24 protein-coding genes are annotated in these 24,958 nt (G+C 29.5%); 12 read left to right on the plus strand and 12 right to left on the minus strand.

Annotated features, from left to right (window positions below):
- Nucleotides 1-171: 171 nt before the first annotated feature.
- Both htpG and ACZ5SO_RS13015 read left to right on the plus strand, forming a co-directional pair.
- Nucleotides 172-2,061, plus strand: a complete 1,890-nt coding sequence (htpG, locus tag ACZ5SO_RS13010) for a molecular chaperone HtpG (RefSeq protein WP_464625165.1) — start codon at nucleotides 172-174, stop codon at nucleotides 2,059-2,061.
- A 179-nt stretch (nucleotides 2,062-2,240) separates the two neighbouring features.
- Entirely contained in the window at nucleotides 2,241-3,116 is an 876-nt protein-coding gene (locus tag ACZ5SO_RS13015) for a mechanosensitive ion channel family protein (RefSeq protein WP_464625167.1), read from the plus strand.
- A gap of 47 nt (nucleotides 3,117-3,163) precedes the next feature.
- Here ACZ5SO_RS13015 and ACZ5SO_RS13020 read toward each other — a convergent pair whose 3' ends face one another.
- The gene (locus tag ACZ5SO_RS13020) at nucleotides 3,164-3,772 is read right to left on the minus strand and encodes an RlmE family RNA methyltransferase (protein WP_464625169.1); all 609 of its coding nucleotides are present in this window, start codon (nucleotides 3,770-3,772) and stop codon (nucleotides 3,164-3,166) included.
- 732 nt (nucleotides 3,773-4,504) lie between these two features.
- Between ACZ5SO_RS13020 and ACZ5SO_RS13025 the strand changes: the two genes are divergently transcribed.
- Nucleotides 4,505-5,137: a rhomboid family intramembrane serine protease gene (locus ACZ5SO_RS13025; protein ID WP_464625170.1), complete on the plus strand. Its 633-nt coding sequence runs from the start codon at nucleotides 4,505-4,507 to the stop codon at nucleotides 5,135-5,137.
- 99 nt (nucleotides 5,138-5,236) lie between these two features.
- The gene (locus tag ACZ5SO_RS13030) at nucleotides 5,237-5,749 is read left to right on the plus strand and encodes an ankyrin repeat domain-containing protein (RefSeq protein ID WP_464625171.1); all 513 of its coding nucleotides are present in this window, start codon (nucleotides 5,237-5,239) and stop codon (nucleotides 5,747-5,749) included.
- Between the two features lie 579 nt (nucleotides 5,750-6,328).
- Here ACZ5SO_RS13030 and ACZ5SO_RS13035 read toward each other — a convergent pair.
- The gene (locus tag ACZ5SO_RS13035; protein WP_464625173.1) at nucleotides 6,329-8,089 is read right to left on the minus strand and encodes a proline--tRNA ligase; all 1,761 of its coding nucleotides are present in this window, start codon (nucleotides 8,087-8,089) and stop codon (nucleotides 6,329-6,331) included.
- A gap of 384 nt (nucleotides 8,090-8,473) precedes the next feature.
- Between ACZ5SO_RS13035 and ACZ5SO_RS13040 the strand changes: the two genes are divergently transcribed.
- From ACZ5SO_RS13040 to ACZ5SO_RS13055, 4 genes are read left to right on the plus strand one after another with little or no spacing between them, the layout of a single operon-like run.
- The gene (locus tag ACZ5SO_RS13040; RefSeq protein WP_464625174.1) at nucleotides 8,474-9,301 is read left to right on the plus strand and encodes a transketolase; all 828 of its coding nucleotides are present in this window, start codon (nucleotides 8,474-8,476) and stop codon (nucleotides 9,299-9,301) included.
- The gene (locus ACZ5SO_RS13045; RefSeq protein WP_464625175.1) at nucleotides 9,301-10,245 is read left to right on the plus strand and encodes a transketolase family protein; all 945 of its coding nucleotides are present in this window, start codon (nucleotides 9,301-9,303) and stop codon (nucleotides 10,243-10,245) included. The genes ACZ5SO_RS13040 and ACZ5SO_RS13045 overlap by 1 nt, the downstream gene beginning before the upstream one ends.
- Nucleotides 10,246-10,304: 59 nt before the next feature.
- Nucleotides 10,305-11,045: a glycerophosphodiester phosphodiesterase gene (locus tag ACZ5SO_RS13050; RefSeq protein WP_464625176.1), complete on the plus strand. Its 741-nt coding sequence runs from the start codon at nucleotides 10,305-10,307 to the stop codon at nucleotides 11,043-11,045.
- Nucleotides 11,046-11,795 carry a DUF6062 family protein gene (locus ACZ5SO_RS13055; protein WP_464625177.1) on the plus strand — a complete coding sequence of 250 codons (750 nt, stop codon included), beginning with the start codon at nucleotides 11,046-11,048 and terminating at the stop codon, nucleotides 11,793-11,795.
- Nucleotides 11,796-11,852: 57 nt separating this feature from the next.
- Here ACZ5SO_RS13055 and ACZ5SO_RS13060 read toward each other — a convergent pair whose 3' ends face one another.
- Nucleotides 11,853-13,040, minus strand: coding sequence for a phosphopentomutase (locus tag ACZ5SO_RS13060; protein WP_464625179.1), 1,188 nt, complete (start codon nucleotides 13,038-13,040; stop codon nucleotides 11,853-11,855).
- Between the two features lie 166 nt (nucleotides 13,041-13,206).
- Here ACZ5SO_RS13060 and ACZ5SO_RS13065 point away from each other — a divergent pair, with 166 nt between their 5' ends.
- Complete coding sequence (locus ACZ5SO_RS13065; RefSeq protein ID WP_464625180.1) at nucleotides 13,207-13,743, plus strand: GNAT family N-acetyltransferase; 537 nt, start codon at nucleotides 13,207-13,209, stop codon at nucleotides 13,741-13,743.
- On the opposite strand, the gene ACZ5SO_RS13070 is transcribed toward ACZ5SO_RS13065, so the two are convergent.
- The 6 genes from ACZ5SO_RS13070 to ACZ5SO_RS13095 all read right to left on the minus strand — a co-directional run bounded on the left by ACZ5SO_RS13070 (nucleotide 13,740) and on the right by ACZ5SO_RS13095 (nucleotide 18,950).
- On the minus strand, nucleotides 13,740-14,627 hold the full coding sequence (locus ACZ5SO_RS13070) for a cation diffusion facilitator family transporter (protein ID WP_464625182.1): 888 nt from the start codon (nucleotides 14,625-14,627) through the stop codon (nucleotides 13,740-13,742). The genes ACZ5SO_RS13065 and ACZ5SO_RS13070 overlap by 4 nt on opposite strands.
- A 51-nt stretch (nucleotides 14,628-14,678) precedes the next feature.
- Nucleotides 14,679-16,478: an aspartate--tRNA ligase gene (gene aspS, locus ACZ5SO_RS13075; protein ID WP_464625184.1), complete on the minus strand. Its 1,800-nt coding sequence runs from the start codon at nucleotides 16,476-16,478 to the stop codon at nucleotides 14,679-14,681.
- Between the two features lie 184 nt (nucleotides 16,479-16,662).
- On the minus strand, nucleotides 16,663-17,565 hold the full coding sequence (locus tag ACZ5SO_RS13080) for a DUF4097 family beta strand repeat-containing protein (RefSeq protein ID WP_464625186.1): 903 nt from the start codon (nucleotides 17,563-17,565) through the stop codon (nucleotides 16,663-16,665).
- Entirely contained in the window at nucleotides 17,562-17,933 is a 372-nt protein-coding gene (locus ACZ5SO_RS13085) for a PspC domain-containing protein (protein WP_464625188.1), read from the minus strand. The genes ACZ5SO_RS13080 and ACZ5SO_RS13085 overlap by 4 nt, the downstream gene beginning before the upstream one ends.
- A 5-nt stretch (nucleotides 17,934-17,938) precedes the next feature.
- Nucleotides 17,939-18,307: a hypothetical protein gene (locus tag ACZ5SO_RS13090; protein WP_464625189.1), complete on the minus strand. Its 369-nt coding sequence runs from the start codon at nucleotides 18,305-18,307 to the stop codon at nucleotides 17,939-17,941.
- 1 nt (nucleotide 18,308) lies between these two features.
- Nucleotides 18,309-18,950: a PspA/IM30 family protein gene (locus tag ACZ5SO_RS13095; protein WP_464625191.1), complete on the minus strand. Its 642-nt coding sequence runs from the start codon at nucleotides 18,948-18,950 to the stop codon at nucleotides 18,309-18,311.
- Nucleotides 18,951-19,181: 231 nt separating this feature from the next.
- Between ACZ5SO_RS13095 and pspF the strand changes: the two genes are divergently transcribed.
- On the plus strand, nucleotides 19,182-20,201 hold the full coding sequence (gene pspF / locus ACZ5SO_RS13100) for a phage shock protein operon transcriptional activator (RefSeq protein WP_464625192.1): 1,020 nt from the start codon (nucleotides 19,182-19,184) through the stop codon (nucleotides 20,199-20,201).
- A 51-nt stretch (nucleotides 20,202-20,252) separates the two neighbouring features.
- On the opposite strand, the gene ACZ5SO_RS13105 is transcribed toward pspF, so the two are convergent.
- Together ACZ5SO_RS13105 and ACZ5SO_RS13110 are read right to left on the minus strand one after the other, a co-directional pair.
- A complete protein-coding gene (locus ACZ5SO_RS13105) occupies nucleotides 20,253-20,480 on the minus strand; it encodes a PspC domain-containing protein (protein ID WP_464625194.1) in 228 nt (75 codons plus the stop codon).
- A gap of 2 nt (nucleotides 20,481-20,482) precedes the next feature.
- Nucleotides 20,483-21,139 (minus strand): PspA/IM30 family protein, encoded by a 657-nt coding sequence (locus ACZ5SO_RS13110; RefSeq protein ID WP_464625195.1) that lies wholly within the window; start codon nucleotides 21,137-21,139, stop codon nucleotides 20,483-20,485.
- A gap of 290 nt (nucleotides 21,140-21,429) precedes the next feature.
- On the opposite strand from ACZ5SO_RS13110, the gene rsmI reads away from it, so the two are divergent.
- Together rsmI and ACZ5SO_RS13120 are read left to right on the plus strand one after the other, a co-directional pair.
- On the plus strand, nucleotides 21,430-22,122 hold the full coding sequence (gene rsmI, locus ACZ5SO_RS13115) for a 16S rRNA (cytidine(1402)-2'-O)-methyltransferase (RefSeq protein WP_464625197.1): 693 nt from the start codon (nucleotides 21,430-21,432) through the stop codon (nucleotides 22,120-22,122).
- Nucleotides 22,122-22,928: a TrmH family RNA methyltransferase gene (locus tag ACZ5SO_RS13120; protein WP_464625199.1), complete on the plus strand. Its 807-nt coding sequence runs from the start codon at nucleotides 22,122-22,124 to the stop codon at nucleotides 22,926-22,928. Before rsmI ends, ACZ5SO_RS13120 begins: the two co-directional genes overlap by 1 nt.
- Here the strand turns inward: ACZ5SO_RS13120 and ACZ5SO_RS13125 are convergent.
- Nucleotides 22,896-24,911, minus strand: coding sequence for a Lon protease family protein (locus tag ACZ5SO_RS13125; protein WP_464625200.1), 2,016 nt, complete (start codon nucleotides 24,909-24,911; stop codon nucleotides 22,896-22,898). The two genes, ACZ5SO_RS13120 and ACZ5SO_RS13125, sit on opposite strands and share 33 nt — an antisense overlap.
- Nucleotides 24,912-24,958 lie beyond the last annotated feature (47 nt).

Consider the following 24,958-nt stretch of genomic DNA (forward strand, 5'->3'; position numbering starts at 1 on the left):
TATAAAAGATTCTAAATTGAGTAGAATCAAATAGGAGGTTGCCGCTTTGCCCTTTGGTTAAGCGGTATTTTTTTTGGCTTTTACAGTTGCCGATTCTCTGTTTTTTTTGTACTTTCTTTAAAGGTCTTTTGACTTTTAAATGTAAATTTATAGTTCTTCTGGAGGATTAACGTGGAACAGAAAAAATTTAAAACTGAAGTTTCTCAATTATTACAATTAATTATTCATTCTCTTTATTCACATAAAGAAATATTTTTAAGAGAGTTAGTTTCAAACTCTTCTGATGCTATCGATAAATTAAAATATTTATCACTCACTGATGACAAGTTTAAAAATTATGAATTTGACCCAAGAATAGATATTGAGTTTACTGAGGGAAGCGATGCTACTTTAACTATTAAAGATAATGGTATTGGAATGAACCATGACGACTTAAATGATAATTTAGGTACTATTGCATCAAGTGGAACTAAGAAATTTCTAGCTAATTTAACTGATGATTTAAAAAAAGATAATAATTTAATTGGTCAATTTGGTGTTGGTTTTTACAGTGCCTTCATGGTAGCTAAAAGTGTAGAAGTTATAACAAAGAAAGCTGGTGAAGATAAAGCTTATAAATGGTCTAGTACAGGAGAAGGCTCTTATACAATTGAAGAGTCAGAAAGAGATGAACAAGGATCTACTCTTATTCTTCATTTAAATGAAGAAGGGGTGATGTATGCAAACCGTTGGGAAATTGAGCAGCTAATCAAAAAATATAGTGATCATATTGCTTATCCTATTTATTTAAGTTATGACCAAGAAACTCCAGATCCAGATGGTAAAAAAGATGCTGATGGAAATCCAATTAAGACAATTGAACATAAAGTTGAACAAATTAATAGTTGCACAGCATTATGGAGAAAAAGTAAGAGTTCATTAAAAGAAGAAGACTATAATGAATTCTACAAGAATAATTATAGTGATAGTGAAGATCCTTTATTCTACACTCATGTTAAAGCTGAAGGTGTTACTGAATATACTACATTATTCTATGTTCCTGCTAAAGCACCTTTTGATATGAAATATGCAGATTATAAACCGGGTGTTAAACTTTATGTAAAAAGAGTTTATATAACAGATGATGATAAAGAATTATTACCAACATATTTAAGATTCGTTAGAGGTATCATTGATAGTGAAGATTTACCATTAAATGTTTCTAGAGAAATCTTACAACAAAATAGGGTAATGTCTACAATTAGAAATGCAAGCGTTAAAAAGTTGCTAGGTGAGTTTAAAAAGATTGCGGATAATAATCCTGAGTTATATACAAAATTCATTGAACAATATAATGGTCCTTTAAAAGAAGGTTTATATAGCGATTATGCTAATAGAGATACTCTATTAGAACTTGTTAGATTTAAATCTTCAACACAAGAAGGCTATGTTTCTCTTTCTCAATATAAAGAAAGGATGAGTGAAAATCAAAAGAGTATTTACTATATAACAGGTGGTAAAGAAGAAACTCTAAAGGCTAGCCCCTTATTAGAAGCATATAAGAAAAAAGGATATGAAGTATTAATTATGCCAGAAGAAATTGATGATTTTATCATTGGTTCTATTGCTAATTATAAAGATATCCCTTTAAAAGCTATTAATAAGAGTGGTGCAGTTGATGATTTAAAAGATGACAAAGAAGATAAAAAAGAAGATTCTAAAGAAGAAAAGGCAATAGTTAAGAAAATAAAAGATGCGTTAGGTGATAAAGTTAGCAATGTAGTTGTTTCTTCACGTCTTGTTGACTCTCCTGCAATTGTTGTCGTAGATGAAAATGATCCAAGTGTACAAATGCAACAAATTCTAAAACAGATGGGGCAAACAGATATACCTGAATCAAAACCAATTTTAGAAGTAAATTGTGAGCATGAAATTGTTAAGAAACTTGCTGATAGTAAAGATAAAGAATTTAATAAAACTTTAAGTGAAGTATTATTAGGTCAAGCAATGTTAGCTCAAGGGGTTATGCCTAAAGATCCTGTAGAGTTTACTAAAAAATTAAATAGTCTATTAGCTAAGTAAAAAAAATAAATAGATAATAAAGAAGAGGATATCTATAGAGGTGTCCTCTTTTTATATATACTAAGTGGATATTTGACAATCTTAGATATTCCTTAATTGTTTATATATTTTAAATTCTCTATACTCTTTTTATAATCATTAACTACAAAAATTGAATAAAGTGATTTGAGGAGTAGAGTATGAGAGCCTTATTATCTTTAGCAACGGAAGTTGCAACTACAACTTTTGCTGAAAGCATAAGTTCTAATTTAAAATTTTGGCAGGCACAAGGTTTTAAAGCCTTTAGTATTAGTTTGCTATCTGGAATATTAATTGTTATAGTTTCTTGGATAGCTTTAAAGATAATTATTAGATCAATTAAAGCTGTTTTAAATAAGTCAAAAAATTTAAGTGAATTATTAATTATTTATATAATAAAAATTATATCAGTAATTGGATGGATAATTATTATATTAACTTTTTTACAACACCTTGGTATAAATATGGGTCCTCTTGTTGCCGGCTTAGGAGTCACAGGTGTTGTTTTAGGTTTAGCTTTTCAAGATTCCTTGTCTAATTTTTTTGCAGGCGCTATGCTAGTTTTAAATGAACCTTTTAGGAAAGGTGATTATATTGAAGTGGGTAGCCTCTCTGGATCCGTTGCTTCTATGGATTTAATGTGCGTAACTTTAAATACTCCAGATGGTAAAAGAATTACAATGTCTAACAAATTAGTTTGGGGAGTGGCCATTACTAATTATTCTTATACTTCTAAACGCGGTGTTTCTATGACAGTTAGTGTTCCCTATGATTCTGATTTATCGATTTGCAAATCTGTATTTACTGAAATGCTAAATTCATATCCAGAAGTATTGTCAGATCCATCTCCAATAATTGAAGTTCATAAATTATCAAATTCCTCAATAGATTTCTTACTTAGACCTTGGGTAAAACCTGAAGATTATTGGAAAGTATATTGGAGATTTCAAAGTGAAGTTGTTGGAAAATTAGGAGAAAAGGGCATAAGCGTACCTTTCCCACAATTAGATGTTCATTTTGATGACAATAAACAATAATTATAAATATTGATAAAGACCCTTTAATTTAGATTATAGTATTTAAATTAAAGGGTTTCTTTTTTATCTAAACCTATTAAAAAAATTTCAAATGAATCTGATCTACATGCTTTTGGTTTTGTTGTTTTAGCTTTTGTGAAATATTTTCTCATTAATTTTAAAATTTCTTGCTGTCCACCACCTTGGAATATTTTAATGACTAAATTCCCGTGGACTTTTAGTTGTTCCATAGCTAAATATAAAACTTGTTCAGCTAAATTTTCACTTCTAGCGGTATCTACACTTCTATTACCCATTGTCATTGGAGCTGCATCACTAATAATTGAATCATAAGGTCCTAGTTTAACTAGTTTTTCTCTTATTTCTTTGCTAAAAGCATCACCTTGAAAAAAAGTAACTGTTGGAGGAATTGGATTTAAGTTTAAAGGGTTTAAATCAACAGCTACAATAGAACCTTTTTCTTTTAATAATTCTCTATGGGTGTATAAAGTCCAAGAGCCTGGAGCTGCCCCTACATCTAGGATTTTATCACCAGGTTTGATTATATGATTACTTGCTTGGATTTCCTCTAGTTTATATACGGATCTTGCAGGATATCCTTCTCTATGTGCCTTTTTTGTATAAAAATCAGCTTTATCTCTTCTTGTTTTAGCCATATGTTTATTTTATCATAAAAAGTTTTTAAAATCGATACTCTAAAAAGGGCAAAAAAAAGACGCCGAATAAAAGGAGAGAATCGGCGTCCAAAAAGGAGGTTGAAAAAAACTGTTGCTCTGTTTTTTTATGTAAATATATATGCAATAAGCGTGCCAAAAAGTAAAAACCCCTAAAAATAGGCCAAAATAGCAAGTTTATTTAAGAAATGTTAAAAGTGACGTACTGTGTTAATGTGTAATATTTTCTTGTATTTAATAATTGAGAAAAATTTTCACACCTATTTTTAGGACAAAAAAAATATAGATGCTAACAAGGGGGTGGGAGAGGTTTGTTAGCATCTATAAATCACACTTAAAAAAGGAGGTTGAAAAAATCTACTCTGTTTATATAATATCATGCAATAAGCGTGCCAATTGTTAAAAAGGATGTTTAGAGCTCAAAAAGCTATAATTTTTTAATTATTTTAGAAAAAAGACTGTATATAATTTTCTAATTTAATAAATTTGTGCAAAAATTTCACACCTTTTAATAAAATAAGAGAAACAATAAATAAAAAAATGTTTACTGTTTCTCTAGGAGTTTATAAAAAAAAATTATTAATATGAATAACAAAGCAATAAGCATACCAAAAAATAAATTTTTATATGTAATAGTGTGTATCTGATAAAGATTAAATGTTTTTTTAGAAATTTAGTTGACTATTTAGTATTTGCATCTATATCTTTATGAATATGAAAGAAAATTTATTGAATAAGAAATTTAAATATACCTATTCGAATGCAACTTTATATTTAATTGGTATAAATGTTTTTGTATATATATTAACGACAATAGTATGGCCAAGAGGCATATATTATTTATCTATGATACCTGCGTTCGTTTTAAATGGATATGTGTATCAAGTTTTTACATATATGTTTGTCCATAGTAGTTTTTCGCATATTTTTTTCAATATGCTTTCCTTATTTATTTTTGGTCAAGCATTAGAAAAAAGATTGGGGACTAGAGAATTTTTACTATTTTATTTATTAGTTGGAACTTTGTCGGGAATATTTAGCTTCGTTAGCTTTTTCTTATTAGGTCAAAATTCCATACTCTTAGGTGCTTCTGGTGCCATATATGGAATATTACTTTTATTTGCTGTATTTTTCCCTTTTGCAAAAGTATATATCTTTGGCTTACTTCCAATAAGAGCTCCTTTACTAATAGTATTGTTTTTTGTCATTGAATTGTTTAGCCAAGCTTCTGGTTTTAATGGTGGAGTAGCACATCTAACTCACTTAGCTGGGCTTTTGTTTGGATATCTTTATTGTCTTATAAGAATGAAAATTAATCCAATAGATGTTTGGAAGAGAACTCTGTAATAATTACTTAAAATGTCTTAAAAGTGTCGATATCTTTACAATTGTCAAATAATTCATAATAATAAAGTAAGTTAATTTCTGGTTTTACAGGAGATGTAAATGACAAAGAAGACAGAATTATTAAACAAAAAACTTTTAGCTGCAGCTGAAAGTTCAAAGAAGGCAAAAGACATTAAAGATCTAATAAGTAAGGGTGCGGATATTAATTGTACCAATGATTGGGGAATGTCCCCTATCATGTTGGCGGCACAAAATAATCCATCATTAGTTGTTTTAAATGCACTTATTCAAGCAGGCTCAGATGTAAATGCTACTGAACCTAAATATAGATCTAATTCACTCCATTTAGCAGCAAACAATAATACTAATCCTAAAATTATTTTAGCTTTAATCAATGCTGGTGCTAATTTGGATAGTAGAAATTACTTAGGAGAAACTCCTTTAATTATGGCAGTGAATAGTAATAGTGAAACAAAAATAGTAACAGCACTAATTAAAGAAGGTGCAGATGTAAACGCTAGAGATTATCAAAATCACAGTGTATTGGAATATGCTAAATTGAAAAAAAGAACTTATGTTGTTAACGCGTTGAAAAAACTAGGTGCAAATTAGTTTTGAAAATTGTATGACATTAAGATACTAGATTTTAACTTAAAAGCCTAATTGGATAAATTCTAATTAGGTTTTTCTTTTAAATCGCAAAAAAAGCAATATTTTATAATATTGCTTTTTTTGTTGTGCTTATTTGTGTTGTCAATAAAAGTAATTAGAGACGTGTTAATTAAGAATGAAGAGTTCTTTATTAACAATATCTATACTATGTTATATGTTTGAATAAGTCAAGTTAAAATCTTGCAGTTTTATAAAACTTTTTTTCATTTGTTATAAAAAGATAATTAAAATTTTAAAAATTTTGTGAAAAGTATACTTTTTATATAAGAATGTTGATTTTTTTTATTAATTATCGGTCATAATAAAAAAAACAAATTTGTACTATGTTTGATATAAGTTGGTTTTTTACTAATTATTAATTTAAAAATATATTTTGTATTAAGAGTCAGTGCTTTATTAATGATTAAAAAAAATATGAAATCTCTAAATATTTTAAAAATTTCATATTATTAATTGTTTTTAATTTGTCTATTCAAATAAATAACCCACCCTAATTTATAATAAAGGGTGGTAATAAACTTAAAGTTCTAATTCTTTGTGAACTATGTTTTTTTGAATTTCTTCTTTTAATTGATTTATACAATCTAAAATTTGAGAGGTAAGTGAATCTAAGTCAAACAAAAAGTTTTTATCCAACTCTTTTCTTAACTTCACTTCTGCTTTTCCGTCTTTTACACTTCTATTACCTAGGGTAATTCTAATTGGAATACCTATTAAATCTGCATCAGTAAATTTTACACCAGGGCTTTCTTTTCTATCATCAAATAGAACTTCAACTCCTAAATTAGTTAAATCTTCATAAATTTTTTCGCCTAAAGATTTATCTTTTATTAAATTTATTAAATGAACTTGATATGGAGATACGGTGATAGGAAGGCTTAACCCCTTTTCATCAGTATATTCTTCAGCTAGACAAGCTAAGAATCTACCAACTCCGATACCATAAGAGCCCATAATTACAGGTTTGTTTTTTCCATCTTCATCTGTGAAATAGCAATTCATAGCTTTACTATATCTAGTTCCTAATTGGAAGATGTTTCCAACTTCAATACCTCTATTTTCTTTTAGCTTATGACCACAAAGACAAGTATATCCATCTTTTGCACTTGCAATATCAGCTACAATTCCAGTGTAGTCTCTACCAAAATTAGTATTTAGTAGATGATACCCCTGTTCATTAGCTCCAGCTACAAGGTTATTACTCTTTTTAACGGAATCATCAACAATAACAATTGTTTTAGGATCACAGTTAATAGCAGAACCATAACCTGGAACCATATTAGCAGCTTTTATTTCTTCTTCATGTGCTGGTCTTAGAGTATTTGCTTTAGATATCTTTTGAAGTTTATTTTCCTCAACATCTAAATCTCCTCTAATAATTGCAGTTATTAATTTTTCTTCTTCTTCTCCTGTTTGGTCATCAATGAAGGTTCCAACCATAAATACAGCTTTTGCTGTTTGTCTTTTTTCAATATTCAAAAAAGAGCAAAGCTCTTCAATTGTTTTGCAATCAGGGGTTTTAACTTTTTCTAATTCTTTTTCTTCTTCTTTAAAATATTCTTTTTGGAAAACTGCAACTTGTCTATTAGCTGTGTAACCACATTTATCACAAGTAATAATAGTATCTTCACCAATTGGAGAAAGGTACATATACTCATGCGAAATTTTACCACCCATCATACCAGAATCAGCACCAACAACGATAACAGGAAGACCGGCTTTAGAGAAAATTCTAAAATATGAAGCATAATGAGCTTTGTATTGTTCATTTAAACCTTCAACATTTCTATCAAAGCTATAGCTATCTTTCATAGTAAATTCTCTAACTCTAATTAAACCAGCTCTAGGTCTAGCATCATCTCTCCATTTTGTTTGTATTTGATATACTAATTGTGGTAACTTTTTATAAGAGCCAATTTCATTTCTTGCGATAGCTGTAGCGTCTTCTTCATGGGTCATAGCTAGAACCATGTCTCTATTAGCTCTATCGTTAAAACGAGTCATTTCTTTATCAATGCTATAATATCTTCCAGTTTCTTTCCAAATGTCAGCGGGATTAACTACGGGCATTAATATTTCTTGACCACCAATGTGATCCATTTCTTCTCTTATAATATTTTCAATTTTTTGGGTAGTACGATAGCCTAAAGGTAGTAATGTAAATATTCCAGCTCCCATTTGGCGAACAAAGCCCGCTCTCAGTAGCATTTCATAACCTTTACTATCTGCAGCGCTTGGTGCTTCCCTTAATGTTTTGGAAAACATTTTGCTCATTCTCATAGTTTTTTTCTCCTGCTAATGGTAAATTTCTAATAGTTGGTATTGTATCAAAATAGATAATTAGCTACAAGTTTTTTGTTTAATTTCTTAATATAAATAAATAATTATGTATCAAAAGAGTAGCTTTTTTATTTTCATGATATTTCTTTTATGTTATAATTTACACGAATAAAATAATAGGATATTAAAGCCTTTTTTATTATAATAAGTATTTAAATTTTAACTTATTAAACTTGCAATTTTAACTTTCAAGGTGGAAGTTAATTAATTTTGAATTAAGGCTAAACTTTTTTTATTATTTTTAAATTTGGTGTTTGCTTTTTTCATTAAATTAATATTTATAAAAAAACAAATAATAATAATATATACAATTAGGAGAGTACCATGGATGTCAAATACCTAAAGCAAAAAGCTTTGGAAATTCGAGAGATGACAATTAAAGAAATTGGACATTTTGGTTCAGGTCATATTGGTGGAAGTATGTCAATTATTGAATTGCTTACTTATTTATATTACCAAGAATTAAGAATTGATCCAAAGAATCCAAAAAAAGAGGATCGAGATCGTTTTGTATGTTCTAAGGGACATGCTGGTCCAGCCGTTTATGCTACTTTAGCAAGCAAGGGATATTTTCCAGAAGAATGGCTTTTAACTTTGAATCAAGGTGGAACAAATCTACCAAGTCACTGTGATATGACAAAGACTCCTGGAGTAGACTTTACAGGAGGATCTTTAGGCCAAGGTTTTTCAGCAGCAGTTGGAATAGCATTAGGACAAAAGATTAAAAAAATAAAAGCAAATACATTTGTAGTTATAGGAGATGGTGAAAGCCAAGAAGGACAAATTTGGGAAGGAGCTGAAACAGCAGCCCAATGGAAGCTAGGAAATCTTATAGCATTTACAGATTTAAATAAATTGCAGTTAGACGGTTATACAGAAGATGTAGTATCAATGGATAATATTGATACAAGATGGTTAGGTTTTAACTGGCATGTTCAAAGAATAAATGGACATAACTTTAGAGAAATAGCTATTGCAATAGAGAAAGCAAAAGCAGCAACAGATAGACCTTCTATGATTGTTATGGATACTATTAAATCTTATGGATTTATTCCAGGAGAAGGAACTAGTGCAAATCATAGTATGGCTTATGATGAAACCGTTGCAAAGACTGCAATTGAAGAACTTCGAGAAAGAGAAGGAGTTAACTAATGAGAGATACTAGTAATATTGTTAATATGCGTGATGCTGTTATGGCAGCTATAAATGACTTAGCAGCAGAACACGAAGATATAGTAATGCTTGATGCTGATTTAGCAAGTTGTATAGGATCAAAGAGCTTTCAAGATAAATATCCTGAAAGATTCTTTAACTGTGGAATAGCTGAAGCAAATATGGTAGGAGTTGGAGCAGGACTATCCTCAATGGGTTTAACACCTTTTGCACACACTTTTGGATGTTTTGCAAGTAGAAGAACATTTGACCAATTTTTCTTATCAGTTGGATATGCACATCAAGTAATACACCTAATTGGATCAGATCCTGGAATTACAGCACAATTAAATGGTGGAACACATATGCCATTTGAAGATATTGCATTAATGAGGCAAGTACCAGGTGTAGTAATTATAGATCCATCAGATGCACAAAGTATGTATGAATTAATTAGACAAGCTTATGAAAACAAACAACCATCATATACACGTAGTGCAAGAAAAGGTGTAACACACAGATATCCAGTTGGAACAAAGATTGAACTTGGAAAGGGTATAGAATTAAGCAAAGGAAAAGATGTGGCAATTATAGCAACAGGACAGACAATGGTTGATGCTGCAACTGGAGCTTTAGAAATTCTTAAAGAGAACAAAATTGATGCAACTCTAGTAGACTTACATACAATAAGACCTTTAGATACAGATTTAATTGAAGAAGTAGCTAAAAGATGTAATCGTGTCTTAGTTTGTGAAAACGGAAGATACAGTGGTGGAGTTGGAGAGATGGTAGCTAGTCATTTAGCAAAGACATATCCTGTAAAAATGGACTTTGTTAATGTTGGTGAAAGATTTGGTGAAGTTGGAAAACTTGATTATTTATCTAAAGCCTTTGGTTTTACTCCAGAGAACATTGCTAAGAAGGCTATGTCCTTAATTAAATAAAATTAAAATTAGGGAGTTTTAATTAACTCCCTATTTTATTGAATTAAGAAAGGTATAAAATGTCAATAAAAACTTATGCTCACCGTGGATTTTCAGGATTATATCCTGAAAATACAATGTTAGCTTTTAGAAAAGCTGTTGAAGATGGCTGCTGTGATGGAATTGAATTGGATGTACATTTAACAAAAGATAATGAACTTGTTGTAATTCACGATGAAACTGTTGATAGAACTACTAATGGAACAGGTTTTGTTAAGGACAAAAGTTTAGAAGAATTAAAACAGTTAAATGCAAATACTAAATTTTTCGATTCTTATTCTAAACAAGAAATTCCAACTTTTGAAGAATATTGCTCTTATATTTATGATAAAGATATAGTAACTAATATAGAAATCAAAACTAATTTAATTTATTATCCTAATATTGAAAGTAAAGTTATTTCGATGTTAAAAAAATATAATTTACTAGATAGAGTTATAATTTCTTCATTTAATCATAGTTCAACTATTTTAACTAAGAAAATTGATCATAATATAGTTTGTGGGTTATTAGTTGAATCTCAAGGCTTATTGAATATAGGGCCTTATGCTAATGCTTTGAATATAGAATGTTATCATCCTGATGTTTTGACATTAACTAAAGAAACTGTTGATGAGTGTAAAAAACACAATGTTAAAGTCAATACATGGACGGTAAATGATATGGAATCTTTGGCAAAATGTGTGGAATGGGAAGTAGATGGAATAATTACTAACTATCCAGATATCGTAAAAAGTTATTTGAAATCTAAAGGATTATAAATGGCAAAACCAAAATATAAATTAGAGACAATTCCAGTTTGGGATGCTCTTGAGAGTGATTGTGAATGTTTTCTATGCTCTTTGATGAAAGAAGCAGAGCAACATGGAGTTGATTTTTATTTAGGTTCTTCGGTAATGAATCCAGAAACAAGAGTAAAAGTAAATGAATATGGATTTTGTAATCACCATTTTCAACTTTTAGCTAAAGCTCAAAAACCTCAAGGTCTTGCGTTAATTTGTGATACTTATTTAGCTCAAAGTCGACAAAAGTTTGAAAAAGCTTTTTACTCTATGCAGAATGCATCGTCTCCTAGAAAAATGAATAAGGCTATCTCTTTATTTAATGAAGAAATAGCTAAAAGAGAAAAAGGTTGTTTGATTTGTACTCAAATGCAAAAACGGTTAGATAGATATATTTATACTATTATATTTATGAGTATGAATGAACCACCTTTTAGAGAAGCCCTCTCTAAAAGTAAAGGCTTTTGTCTTCACCATTATAAAGAATTAATAAATAGTGCTTTTGATGTATTAGGAGCTAAAGATGGTGTTGATTTTATTAAATTTTTAACAGAATTGGAAATAAAAAATTTAGATAGAATTTCAAATGATGTTTTATGGTTAACTCAAAAATATAAGAGTGAAAATCAAGATAAACCTTTTAACGGTTGTGAAGATGCTCATAAGAGAACTGTAAGTAAAATGGTTGGAGATTATAGAGTTTTAGATCCAATTAAGAATTTAAAGTAAAAAAATAGCTGTTGTATTCTATCTATTACAACAGCTATATAACAAGAATAAAGGTCCTTATTCTAGTTTGTCTAAAATTGATGTGCCAATCGTATTTTCAGGCATTTCAAGATCAAAATTATCTGCAATTGTATTACCAATTATCGCAAAAGTATCGTAAACCTCTAACTCTTTAGGATCTTTAATTGAAGGAGAATAAGCTAAAAATGGAACATATTCTCTAGTATGATCACTTCCTGTATATGTTGGATCGTTTCCATGATCAGCTGTTATTATTAATAAATCATCCTCTTTTATTTCTTTTAAGAATTCACCTAATTTTATATCAAATCTTTCTATTTCTTTAGCATAGCCTTGAGGATCTCTTCTATGCCCCCAAAGAGCATCAAAATCTACTAGATTTGTAAAACATAAACCTGTGAAATCTCTTTTTGCGATCTCTATTGTTTGTTCCATTCCATGAACAGAACTTTTAGATTTGTTTGATTCAGTTAAACCTTCTCCATCAAATATATCAAAGATTTTTCCAACAGATATAACTTGATAACCATTATCTTTTAAGACATTTAAGGCTGTCTTGCCATAAGGTTTTAGAGCATAATCATGGCGATTTGCAGTTCTTTTAAATTCACCTTTTTTTCTTCCTAAATATGGACGGGCTATAACTCTCCCAACTTTCCATTTGTCTTCGAGTGTTAGTTCTCTTGCAATCTCACAACATCTATATAGTTCTTTTAAATCAAAAGTTTCTTCATTTCCACAAATTTGTAATACTGAATCAGCTGAGGTATATACTATCATATTGCCTGTTGCTATTTCTTCTTCAGCTAACTCGTCAAGTATGGTAGTTCCACTAGCACTTTTGTTTCCTATTACTTTATGCCCTGTTCTTTTTTCTAATTCTTTAATTAAATCATCTGGGAAACCTGTTTCGGTGAATGTTTGAAATGGTTTAGTAATATGAAGACCCATCATTTCCCAGTGCCCTGTCATTGTATCTTTGCCTAAACTTCTTTCTGCTAATTTTGTATAATAAGCACTAGGCTTTTCAACACTTTTTACCTGTTTGAGTTTACATATATTTGCAAGGCCAAGTTTTTGTAGATTTGGTATATTAAAAGTATCAACACTTTGTGAAATGTGACCTAAAGTGTTAACATTCACATCACCATAATCTTTTGCATCTGGCATTTCGCCAACACCCATTGAATCCACAACAATTGTAAAGATTCTTTTAAATTTCATACTATCCTCCTAGAGGCTGTTCTAAAGGCTTTCAGTATTGATTATACTGGTATGTTTCTTTTACAATCTCTTTATATCTTGTACATTTATAATAACTATAAAAATTATTAGTATCAACTAGAAAAAATATAATCTATTGATTATATAAAATTTTGGAGAATTTAAAATGCGTAATTCTATTATATTGAAAAAACCAAACTTATCATTTGCTAATGATTTATTAGAATATGAGATAAGAAACAGGGACTTTTTAGCAAAATTATCTCCTTTAAGGACTGATGATTTTTATACTTTATCATATCAAAAAAAAATATTGGAAAATAATATAGAGGCTTTTGAACAGGGATCTAATTACAATTTTTATATATTTTTAAAAGATAAAAATCTGCTCATAGGTCATATTGGTTTAACAAATATAGTAAGAGGTGTCTTCCAGTCTTGTTTTATGGGATATGCTCTTGATAAAGATTATATAAATAATGGATACATGAGCTATGTTATAAAAGAAATTATCAACTTTGCATTTTGTGATTTAAATCTTCATAGAATTGAAGCTAATGTTATGCCGCATAATCTTCCATCGCTTAAAGTTTTAAAAAAAAATAATTTTACTTTTGAGGGAGTAGCAAAAAAATATTTAAAGATTAACGGAAAATGGGAAGACCATGTTCATATGGTTTTACTCAATGATAAGATAGACTAATTTTTTTTGTATGGATTTACGTGAACCATACAGTGTTTTACATTAGGGAATTTATCTTCTATATTTTGATGAACATTAGCAGCTATTTCATGAGCTTCTATTAATGGAAGATCTTCTTGAACAGCAATTTCTACATCAATATAGCATTTGTTGCCAAATTGACGAGATTTTAGTAAATCAATATCTATTACTCCTTCAACTTCCATGACTTCTCTTCTTATGTGATCAATATCCTTGTTTGAAATTGAAGCATCAACCATTTTATTAATGCCATCCTTAAAAATATCAAATGCTGCTTTTAATATGAATAGACAAATAACTAATGTAGCAATAGGATCTAAGATAGGTATATTATTTTGAGCTCCAATAATACCAATTAAAGAACCAACAGAAGAGAGAGCATCTGAACGGTGATGCCAAGCATCTGCCATTAATGCTCCACTATTTATCTTATTAGCCCCAATTTTTGTGTACCAATACATTGCTTCTTTTACGATTATAGAGGTAAGGGCAGCAATCAAAGCTATTGTTGTTGGGCTTTGAGCATTTAAATAGCTTTGTGAGACTATTTTATTTATTCCATTTAAGCCAATACCAATTCCAGTACTTGCTAAAATAATTGCTAATAAGATTGCTGTAACACTTTCAAATCTCTCATGTCCATATTGGTGATGTCGGTCAGGTGCTTTGCTTGCTATTCTAATACCTATTATGACGATAATTGTTGAAAACACATCGGAGAGTGAATGAACAGAGTCACTTACTAAGGCTTCACTGTGCCCAAATATACCAGCAAAAAATTTAAAAATCGATAATAAGACATTAGCAAATATACTAACAGTACTAATTTGTTTTACAGTTTTTTGTTCTATTGTTTTAGCCATATTTAAATCCGAATAAAAATAAAGGGGTATCTAATCAGATACCCCATATTTTTAATTTTCTTTCTTAGGTGGATAAACAACTTGTAAATGTAAATCTTTAAGCTGTTGCTCATCAACGAAAGAGGGCGAATCATCCATTGGGGACGAAGCTGAAGTATTCTTAGGGAAGGCAATTACTTCTTTAATAGATGTTTCTTCAGCCATAATCATAACCATTCTATCTATTCCTGGAGCTATTCCTCCATGTGGTGGAGCTCCATATTTAAATGCTTCTAATAAAAATCCAAATTTTTGTTGAGCTTCTTCTTCGCTAAAATTACAAATTTTGAAAATACGTTTTTGTAATTCAACATCATGAATACGAATTGAGCCAGAAGCTACTTCATATCCATTTAAGACGAGGTCGTAAAGATCCCCTTTTACTGCTCCTGGATCACTTTCAAGAGTATCTAGGTATTCTGTTTGAGGCATGCTGAACATGTGGTGGGCAGCTTCCCAATGGTTTTCTTCTTCGTTAAATTCGAATAGGGGGAAATCTACTATCCAACAGAATTTGAATCCAGGTTGAATAAGTTTCAAATCTTTGCCAAGTTTACTTCTAACAGCACCTAAGCTTGTACAACATTTTGTCCAAGAAGAGTGAGCTACCATTAGAATTAAATCACCTTCTTTTGCCTCTAGTGTTGATATAACTTCTTCTTCCATAGATACAAAGAATTTTGAAACACCACCTGATAATGTGTTGTTTGCTCCAACTTTCATCCATGCTAGGCCGCTGGCTCCATAAGTTTTAGCTGCATCTTGAAGTGCATCAATATATTTTCGTGAAAAATTAAGTTCGTCACTTTTTGGAGCAACTAAGGCTTTAACAAAGCCTCCATTATTAACAATGTCTTGGAATGTTGCAAAAGAAGATTTACTAGCTAGCTCTCCAACATCTTTAATTTTTACATCAAAGCGTAAGTCAGGTTTGTCATTACCATATGTATTCATACTTTCTTCATAGGAAAGTCTAATAAATTGTTTTGGTAAATCTACATTCATGACTTTTTTAAATACATTATTAAATAAGTCTTCCATAAGAGATAAAACATCATCTCTTTTTACAAAACTCATTTCTAAATCTAGTTGAGTAAATTCTAGTTGTCTATCTCCTCTAGCATCTTCATCTCTGTAACATCTTGCGATTTGGAAATATTTGTCAAAACCACCGACCATTAATATTTGTTTATATAGTTGAGGACTTTGTGGTAAAGCAAAAAATTTACCAGGATAAAAACGAGATGGTACTAAAAAGTCTCTAGCTCCCTCAGGAGTGCTTTTTATAAGGGTAGGAGTTTCAATTTCATAGAAATCTGTTTGGTATAAGTATTCACGAATAGCTTTAATAAACTCATGTCTAAGTTTAATTCTTTTTTGCATACCGTTAGAACGTAAATCCAAATATCTGTATTTAAGTCTAAGATCTTCATTTGCTTCAGTTTCTTCGTCTATCATGAATGGTAAAGGAAGACATTTGTTTAAAATCTCGATTTTTTCAGCTTTAACCTCAATTTCTCCAGTAGCCATATCTTTGTTTACCATATTATCAGGGCGTTGTCGAACTAAACCAGTTACAGATATACAGTATTCCATTCTAAGTTTTGCTGCTGTTTCTTGAAGTTCTTTTGAAGCATCATCATCAACTACTACTTGGGTAATTCCATAACGGTCTCTTAAGTTGATGAAGTGTAAAGCTCCATGGTTTCTATCTCTGTGAACCCAACCATTTAAAACAACAGTATTTCCTGCATCTGCTTTTGTTAAGCCACCACAAGTGGTAGTTCTTTGTGCGTAAGCTTCTTCTGACATATAATTTCCTTTAATTAAGTAATTTATTCATTAGATAATATCATTTTAGTTAATAAAAAACAACGTTTATTAAGTTTATCATATCACAAAGAATATAAATAAAAAAAGTTGTATACTTTAATATTTTTAAGTTTTTTTTTCTTAAATTTATATAAAGTATACAACTTAATATTTTGTGAAACAATTATTTAGTAAATATAGATATCTCTCCTGAAATGCTCTTTATATTAAAAGGAATTCCATCTTTTGTTGAGTAACTTGTTTCATATTCTTTATTATTAATGGTAATATCACCACTGATAGAATTTACATCATATTTATAAGGTTTATCTGCTGTGATGAAATCAATATCTCCAGAGATAACAGATAAAGAGATTGATTCTGTTATATTTGATGAGTCAATTTCAATATCTCCAGAAGTTGAGTTAATTTTCAATTTGCCACTATTTATTTCATCGATATATACTTTTCCACTAGTACTTATAATGGAAAGGTCATTAGAATTTAGAGATTCAGCTTCTATATTTCCACTAGTTGATGAAATACTCATTTGATTAGATTTAGTATTCTGCAAATTTATATTTGCTGAAATTGTCTTAATGACCAAATTATCTTTAGCATCAACATCTAGTAAGTTTATATCCCCACTTGTTGAGTTAATAGATAAAGTATTTAATTCTATAGCATTATATGTTTCAATGTTGCCACTTAAAGTTTTTATTGTTAACTCTTCGATTTCATCATTTGGTAGATATAGAGAAATAGTTGGCTCTTCTCTATCAAATTTTAGATTAATAAATTTGTTTTTATTTTTCTCTTTTATGATAGTTTCACCATTGATTTTAGTATCAATATCTATTTCACTACTATCTTTTGTACTATATTCAATCTTAGCGTCATTTAAATTACTATCTATCCAAATATTTATATTAGCGGATACTGATTCAATCGTTATTCCTTTCTTATAATCTATTGTTTGTTCTATAGTAGAGCGTCTAGCAAATTTAGGACTAAATACTAAGAACATTAAAACTATAAGAGAGAGAAGCATAAAAATCTTATTAGCTTTAGTATCTTTTATTCTCATTTGTCTTCGTGAAACCTCTGATCCCAATCTTTTTCTTTGTCAAACATCTCATTTTCCATAGACTCAACTTTCTTTTTTAATTCTTCATATTCTTTTCTTAGTTCATCTGTAGTTTTATCGTAATATGGATCTTCTTTTGTTTCATATGAACTATAATAAGGGTTTGAAGATGAATCTTCAGCTGGTATAATTAACGCTAAAATAATATAAATAACGGCTCCTGGGAAAAAGCCAGTAAACAAAACAATTAAAAACGCAAAGAGCTGAAATGTCTTTATATCTAAGTCTGCCCATTGTGCAATACCTGAACAAACGCCGAAGATTCTTGCATGTTTATTTGATCTTCTAATTAATCTTATATCTCTCATCACAATTACTTACCTTTTTCCTTTTCAGATTCCATAATAACTTCTAAATTATTTATTCTTGTCATTAAATCATCAATACCTGCTCTTAAATCTGCTCTTTCTTTGTTTCTTTCTGTAGTAAATTTATCATCGTCTTTAAATTGAGATGATTTATCAAAGTATGGGTCAAAATCATCATCATAATGTTTACGATGTTTCTTTTTTTCTTTTTTAGAAGGGGAGTAAGAACTATAAGTGCCAGGTCGATACCCTCGTCTCATCTCTTCCATTCTTAATGCAGCATTAATTTTGTCTTTTTCTCTTTTTCTATTGTAATCAAGATAAGCTGAAAAAGCTGTAAAAGAAAAAACAATAGCAACAATAAATACAGCCATATTATTTCTCCAATTTCTTCTTTAATTCATCCAATTCTTTTTCGATATCATCCATACCTTCTAAATCTTGGAATTTTTTATTTAAATCATCAAAAGTGCTATCTAGGTCATTCATAGCTTCCATTCTATTGATTTTTTCTTCCATAAAATCGAAGTTTGTACCCTTTGATTTATTTAAAATATCTTGGGCTTTTCTTTCTTCTTCAGCACGTTTTGCTCTTTCTTTCATTAAATTATATTTACTGTTTACGCTTCTAAGTTTTTCTTCAACTTGAGAAATTTCATCCTTAGAAACTTTAACAATCTCTTTAATACTATCAAGTTCTTTTTGTTTTTTTTCTAATTCTTTGGCTAGTTTCTTCTTTTCTAATAAAGCTTCTTTAGCTAAATCCTCTCTATTTTTTTCTATAGCTAACATAGCTCTGCTTTGCCAGCGACTTATTGCTAATTCAATTTCTTTTATTTTATTAAGGATTCTTTTTTCATTAGCCATAGAAGCAGCACATGAAGTTTTTAATTCAATTAAAGTATCTTCCATTTCCATTATCATTAATTTTATCATTTTTTCAGGATCTTCTGCCTTATCTAATAGTGAGTTGATATTAGCATTGACAATATCCATAAATCTTGAGAATACACTCATAGTTTTTATCTCCTGTTTTCATATTTTTATATTTCAATTATAATAATGCAATAATAATGCCAAAGTGATAAAATTTAATTAAAAATATTAATTCTTTTGCGTATTTGCTTGTACAGTAATTAATTATATGTATAAACTATATGTAATTAATAATAATTGTTTGTTATTTAAAAAATATAAGATTTGTAATAATACCAAAATATGGTAAAATTCACCAAGTAGGAGACAAATATGTATCAAATCGATAAACCCTTAGGCGAAAGTGATATATTTTTAAAATTCCAAAGCAGATTAAGTAAAGCTGCTAGAGTAGATCGTAGCGTATTGGTAATTGGTGAGAGAGGAAGTGGTAAAGAACTTGCTGCTCAAAGATTACATTATTTATCTCCAAGATGGGAAAAATCTCTGGTTACTGTAAACTGTGCTGCTTTGCCTCCTTCCTTAATTGAGACAGAGTTATTCGGTCATGAGAGCGGTGCTTTTACAGGCGCTCAAAAAGCTAGGAAAGGCCGATTTGAAGAAGCTGAAGGTGGAACTCTTTTTTTGGATGAAATAGGGTTGATTCCCTTAGAAGTTCAAGAGAAGATTTTACGTGTAGTTGAATATGGTACTTTTGAAAGAGTAGGCTCTTCTAAGTCTCATAAAGTAGATGTTAGAATTATAGGTGCTACTAATTTAGATTTAATTAAACTTTGTAAGGAAGGAAAATTCAAAGAAGACTTATTAGATAGATTGTCTTTTGAAGTTTTATTTTTACCCCCTCTAAGAACTAGGGGTGATGATATATTGTTATTAGCAAATTATTTTGCTTCAAAAATGAGTTTAGAGTGTCATATTGAACCTCTTCCAGAATTCAGTGATGAAGTTATAGAGCAAATGATGAATTATAGCTGGCCAGGAAATGTAAGAGAATTAAAAAATGTAGTTGAGCGAGCTGTTTATAGATCTGAGTCTTCCCTTATTACTGAAATTGATTTAAATCCCTTTAAAAATCCATTTGAAAAGAATGAAGAGGATATAGATAAAGATAAAAAAAATGATGAAGAAAAAATTGATAAAGAAGTTGAAGAATCTACTAAAGATAAACTTGTATTAGAAAATTATTTAATTAATCGTCAGAATTTTGATTTACAGTATTTAAAACAAGCTCTTTTAGAAGCTAATAATAATCAAAGAGAAGCTGCTAAGCTGTTGGGGCTCTCTTATGATCAATTGAGAGGATTGTATAGAAAATTTAAGCATCTGCTTTAGATGTTTAAAGACCTCTAAGTAAATTTACTTAGAGGTCTTATTGGTTTAGGTTTAATACCTTACAGGTATAAAAATAGCCATTAATAAATATATGATTCCTATTGGAAAGAAGCCTGAAAAAATAAACGTAATAATTGTTAAGAATCGTATAACACCAACATTAATTCCAGTATAATTTGCAAGTCCTTCGCAAACTCCAAAAACTATACCATATGGGCTTCTGTAAAGCTTCTTACGATGTCTTTTTTTATGGTAATATTCGTATTCATCAAAATCCATATCTACTCTTTATCCTTTTTTTGTTGAGCTTTAAGCTTTTCTAATTCAGCTTCAATCTCACTATCAATTTCTAATTTTTCGAATTCGTCAATATTTGAACTATGGTCTAAATTTACTTCATTTTCCATCTGTTCAATTCTTGCTTCTAATTCATTAAATTTTTCACCAATTTCAAAGCTTTCAGATACTTTTAAAGCACTTTCAACTTTCTTTTTTGTTTTAGCATTTTTTGCTCTTCTAACTAGAGCAGCTTGTTTTTCTTTAATTTCTTTTAATTTAGTTGCTAATTGAGCAACAGATTCATCATCACTCATTAAAATACTTTCATAGCTTTTTAAATCTTCATAAATTTTGTTTACTTTAATTTCGCATTCTCTTTTTTCATTCAAAGCTTCTCTTGCTAAATCATCTTTACCTTTTTCAACCGCAAGTTTAGCTCTACTATCCCAACGCTCTATCCTCGCTTTAAGATCTTCTAGATCTTTTTCAAGAATAATTTTTTCTTTTTGGTGAGAAGCTTTTGTTCTTTTAACTTGGGATAAGGTTTCTTCTAATTCACTTATCATTAAGTGAATCATCTTTTCCGGATTTTCTAGTGAATTTAAGGCACTATTAAGATTTGAGCTTACAATGTTTTTAAATCGTTTTAAGGTTTTCATAATTTTTATCCTTTATTATTGTTTTTTTACTATTTCTAAGTTTGTATAAATACTAATGCATTTTTCGTGCCAAATAGAAAAATGCCTAAATTAAGGGAATAAATTACATTTTTTAACTATATATATATTAAGTAATTTGGGATTTTTAATACTATTTTGGTAAATTTTACCAAAATTAGTATTATATTGGGAAAAAAGCAAATTGTAATTCTTTTGAAATAAATATGTCTTTATTGTTTTCTTTTTTTAAGTGTTGTACATTATAATAAGCTAATATGGTAGGAGAAAAAATGGCAACATTATATATAGTAGCAACACCTATTGGAAATTTAGAAGATATTACTTTAAGAGCTTTAAATATTCTAAGAAGTGTTGATGTAATTGCTTGTGAAGATACAAGACATACACAGAAACTTTTATCAAAATATGATATTCATAAAAGACTTATAGCAACTCATGCACATAATGAGGATTCTTCTGCAAAAGGAATTGTTGGGTTATTAGATCAAGGGTTAGATATTGCTTTTGTAAGTGATGCCGGTACCCCTTCTATTAGTGATCCTGGGGCTAGGCTTGTTACACAGGTTAGAGAAGCAAATTATGATATTGTAGCTATTCCTGGTGCTAGTGCTTTTTCAACTTTAATTAGCGTAGCCGGTTATGTTGGAAAGACTTTTACTTTTGAAGGATTTTTACCAATTAAAAAAGGTAAAAGAATGACTCGTTTACAAACTTTAATTGATAGAGATGAAGCTTTTATTATTTATGAATCTCCCTATAGAGTTTTGAAAACTTTAAAAGAAATCCAAGAAATTGATGAAGATAGAACTGTTGTAGTTGCACGAGAAATGACTAAAACTCATGAAGAAATTATTAGAGATAATATAAAAGAAGTTGTAAGCGATTTTTCCTCTCGTCAAGCAATTAAGGGAGAGTTTGCTATCTGTATTTGTCCTAAAGCTGCAAATGTAAAGGAAAATTAATGATTACTGTAAAAAAACTATATACTTTAAAAGAAAGAACTCAAGTTAGAAAATGTTCTGCAATTTTTCATCAAGCTACTACTAACTGTTTTGAAAAATCTTATTTAATTGAAGTTTTTGATGTTTTATATAGTGAAAAAAGTCAAAAAGTTTTGTCTAAAGAGCATTATGATAAATTAGATAAATTAAGAGAAAAACTTGTTAGTGATAAAGCTGACTTTATTCTTTATGAAGATATTTCTCAACTTTTACTTAAAGCTTTAGGGTCTGAGCCTTCTGATTGGGATTTTTATAACGAAAGCGGTTCTTTAAATCAAGAAAAGAGAATTATTTTAAACCATAATTTAATTATTGATAGAATAAGGGCTCCTTTTAATATAGGCTCAATATTTAGAAGTGCAGATTCTTTTGGGGTAAAAAATATTACTTTAATTGAAGGAAGTGCAGATATTAATCATCCTCGTTGTCTAAGAAGTGCTCGAGGGACTGTAGAAACAGTTTCTAATAGAGTTGTAGAAGAAGAAGTTTTAATTGAAGAGCTTAAAAAGTCTAATGCTAAAGTTTTTGCCTTAGAATTAGGTGGAACTAGTATTGAAAAGTTTGATTTTCCAAAAGATGGTATTGCAGTCATTGGAAGTGAGGAATTTGGGGTAAGTCCAAATCTTCTTAAATTTTGTGATTCATCTTTAGGAAGAGTATCAATCCCCTTAGCCGGAACTAAGGGGTCAATAAATGTGAGTGTGGCTACTGGAATAATGTTGCAATATTGGTTTTTAGCTTCGAGAAGCACTAACCATCTTAAATAATTCTTTTAAGGCATCATCTATTTGTCTATTTAGAGTATCAATTGGGAAGTTGCCTTTTTTGCCTCTTTCTCCAATAGCTCTATTAGTTAATATTTGCATTCCTTCATCAATATTTCTTACTGGATAGATATGGAATTTTTTGTTTTTAATTGCTTCTTCAACTTCATAAGATAAAATTAAATTTTTGACATTTTGTATTGGAATTATTACTCCTTGTCTTCCACTCAATCCTAAGTGCTTGCATGCATTATAGAAACCTTCAATTTTTTCATTAATTCCACCAACTGGCTGAATTATTCCCATTTGGTTTACGCTACCTGTAACAGCGATATCTTGTCTTATAGGAATTTCAGCAATTGCAGAGAGAAGAGCATATAGTTCCGAAGAAGAGGCACTATCCCCATCCACTTCTGCATAAGATTGTTCAAAACAGATTCCAGCATAAATTGAAAGAGGGAAGGTTCTAGCATAATGTTTTCTAAGGTATCCTTCTAAAATGAGAAGTCCTTTATCGTGAATCTCTCCAGAAAGTCCTGCTTCATGCTCTATATTTACAATTCCTTCACTTCCAGGAGCTACAGTTGCTGTAATAACCGTTGGAAGGCCAAATGATGCGGCTCCTCTATCAATTACAGCAAGTCCATTTACAACACCGACTTTTGCTCCTGTTAAAGAAATTAACATTTCTCCTCTTTCTATTTCTTGGTTTATTTTGCTTTCAATTAAAGAAACTGTATAATCTCTCTCTTCAAGTGTTTTTCTAATTGCTTTTTCATCAATTATATTTTGATTAAGTTTTTTTGCCCACCAATCTGCTTCAACTAACAGATCTGTTAGTTGAGAAAATTGAGTGGTAAGTTCATTTCTATGTTCACAAAACCAAGCACTATATCTAAGAATGGCCTTTTTGCCTGAATCATCTAAATCTAATAAATTATTGGAAATAGAAAATTTCTTTAAATAAGCTAAGGTTAAAGCCATATTTTTAGAATTTAAATCCATAGAATAATCAAATTGTGCTGAAATTTTAAAATGTTTTAAAAATTGTTCATCAATTTCACTTAATTTATTATAAACATCTTCATTACCAATTAATATAACTTTAATTGGAAGTTTTGGAACTTCAGCTCTTATATTTTGATCTCTTAAAATTCCTTTTGGAGAGTAATTATCATTTTTTAGTCTAAGTTTATTTGAATCTAAATATTTTTTTAAAGCTTCCCACAAGCCCTCAACTTGTAATAGTTCTCCAGCATATAAAACTAAGATTCCTCCACAAGATTCTAATATAGAACCAGCTTTTAACCTTTGATAAGGTAAGAGGTTATCATCTTTACTATTATCAATGCCTCCAAAGAGAGTAGCAAATGAAGGATGATTTTCAATAATGAAAGGTCTTCTTTTTTTAAATTGATTATCAATTACAAGGTTTATATTATATCTTGCTGTTATATCTTTGTTTGTAGTTAAAGATATCGATTTTAAATCTTTTTTTATAAGTGAGAGATGCTCTATAATTCCTTTATCATCATATTCCATTTGAATTTTTTTTACATCTTCTAAAGCGAATTCTATTGCATGCTCTCTATCATTTTTTAAATTCTTTTTTAATTTATGAATGAATTGTTCTAAACTGTTTTTATATTTTTTTCCAAGACCTCTGTCTAAGATTAGAACTTTTGGATTATCACTATTAATAAAATTATGAACGTAAGCAATATCTTTAATATTAGATAAGTCTTTAGATAGAGTAGACTCAACAGCTTGAATAGCGGATAATCTACCTGTTCCACTATCTCCTGATATAAATATATTATAACCCCAACGATCAACATTAAGTCCCATTTCTAGGGCTTTTATTGCTCTTGGTTGTCCAATAATTTCATTGTCTTTTAATTCGATTGTTTCTTTTGGTAGCTCTTTTATAGAAAAGCAAGCTTTCTCAAAAGATAACTCTTGTATGTTTATTTTATGTTCTGCCATGTGAAAAATATAAAGTGGTGGAAAAACACTGTCAACTCTATTATAAT

This window comes from Pleomorphochaeta naphthae (genome assembly GCF_055396005.1).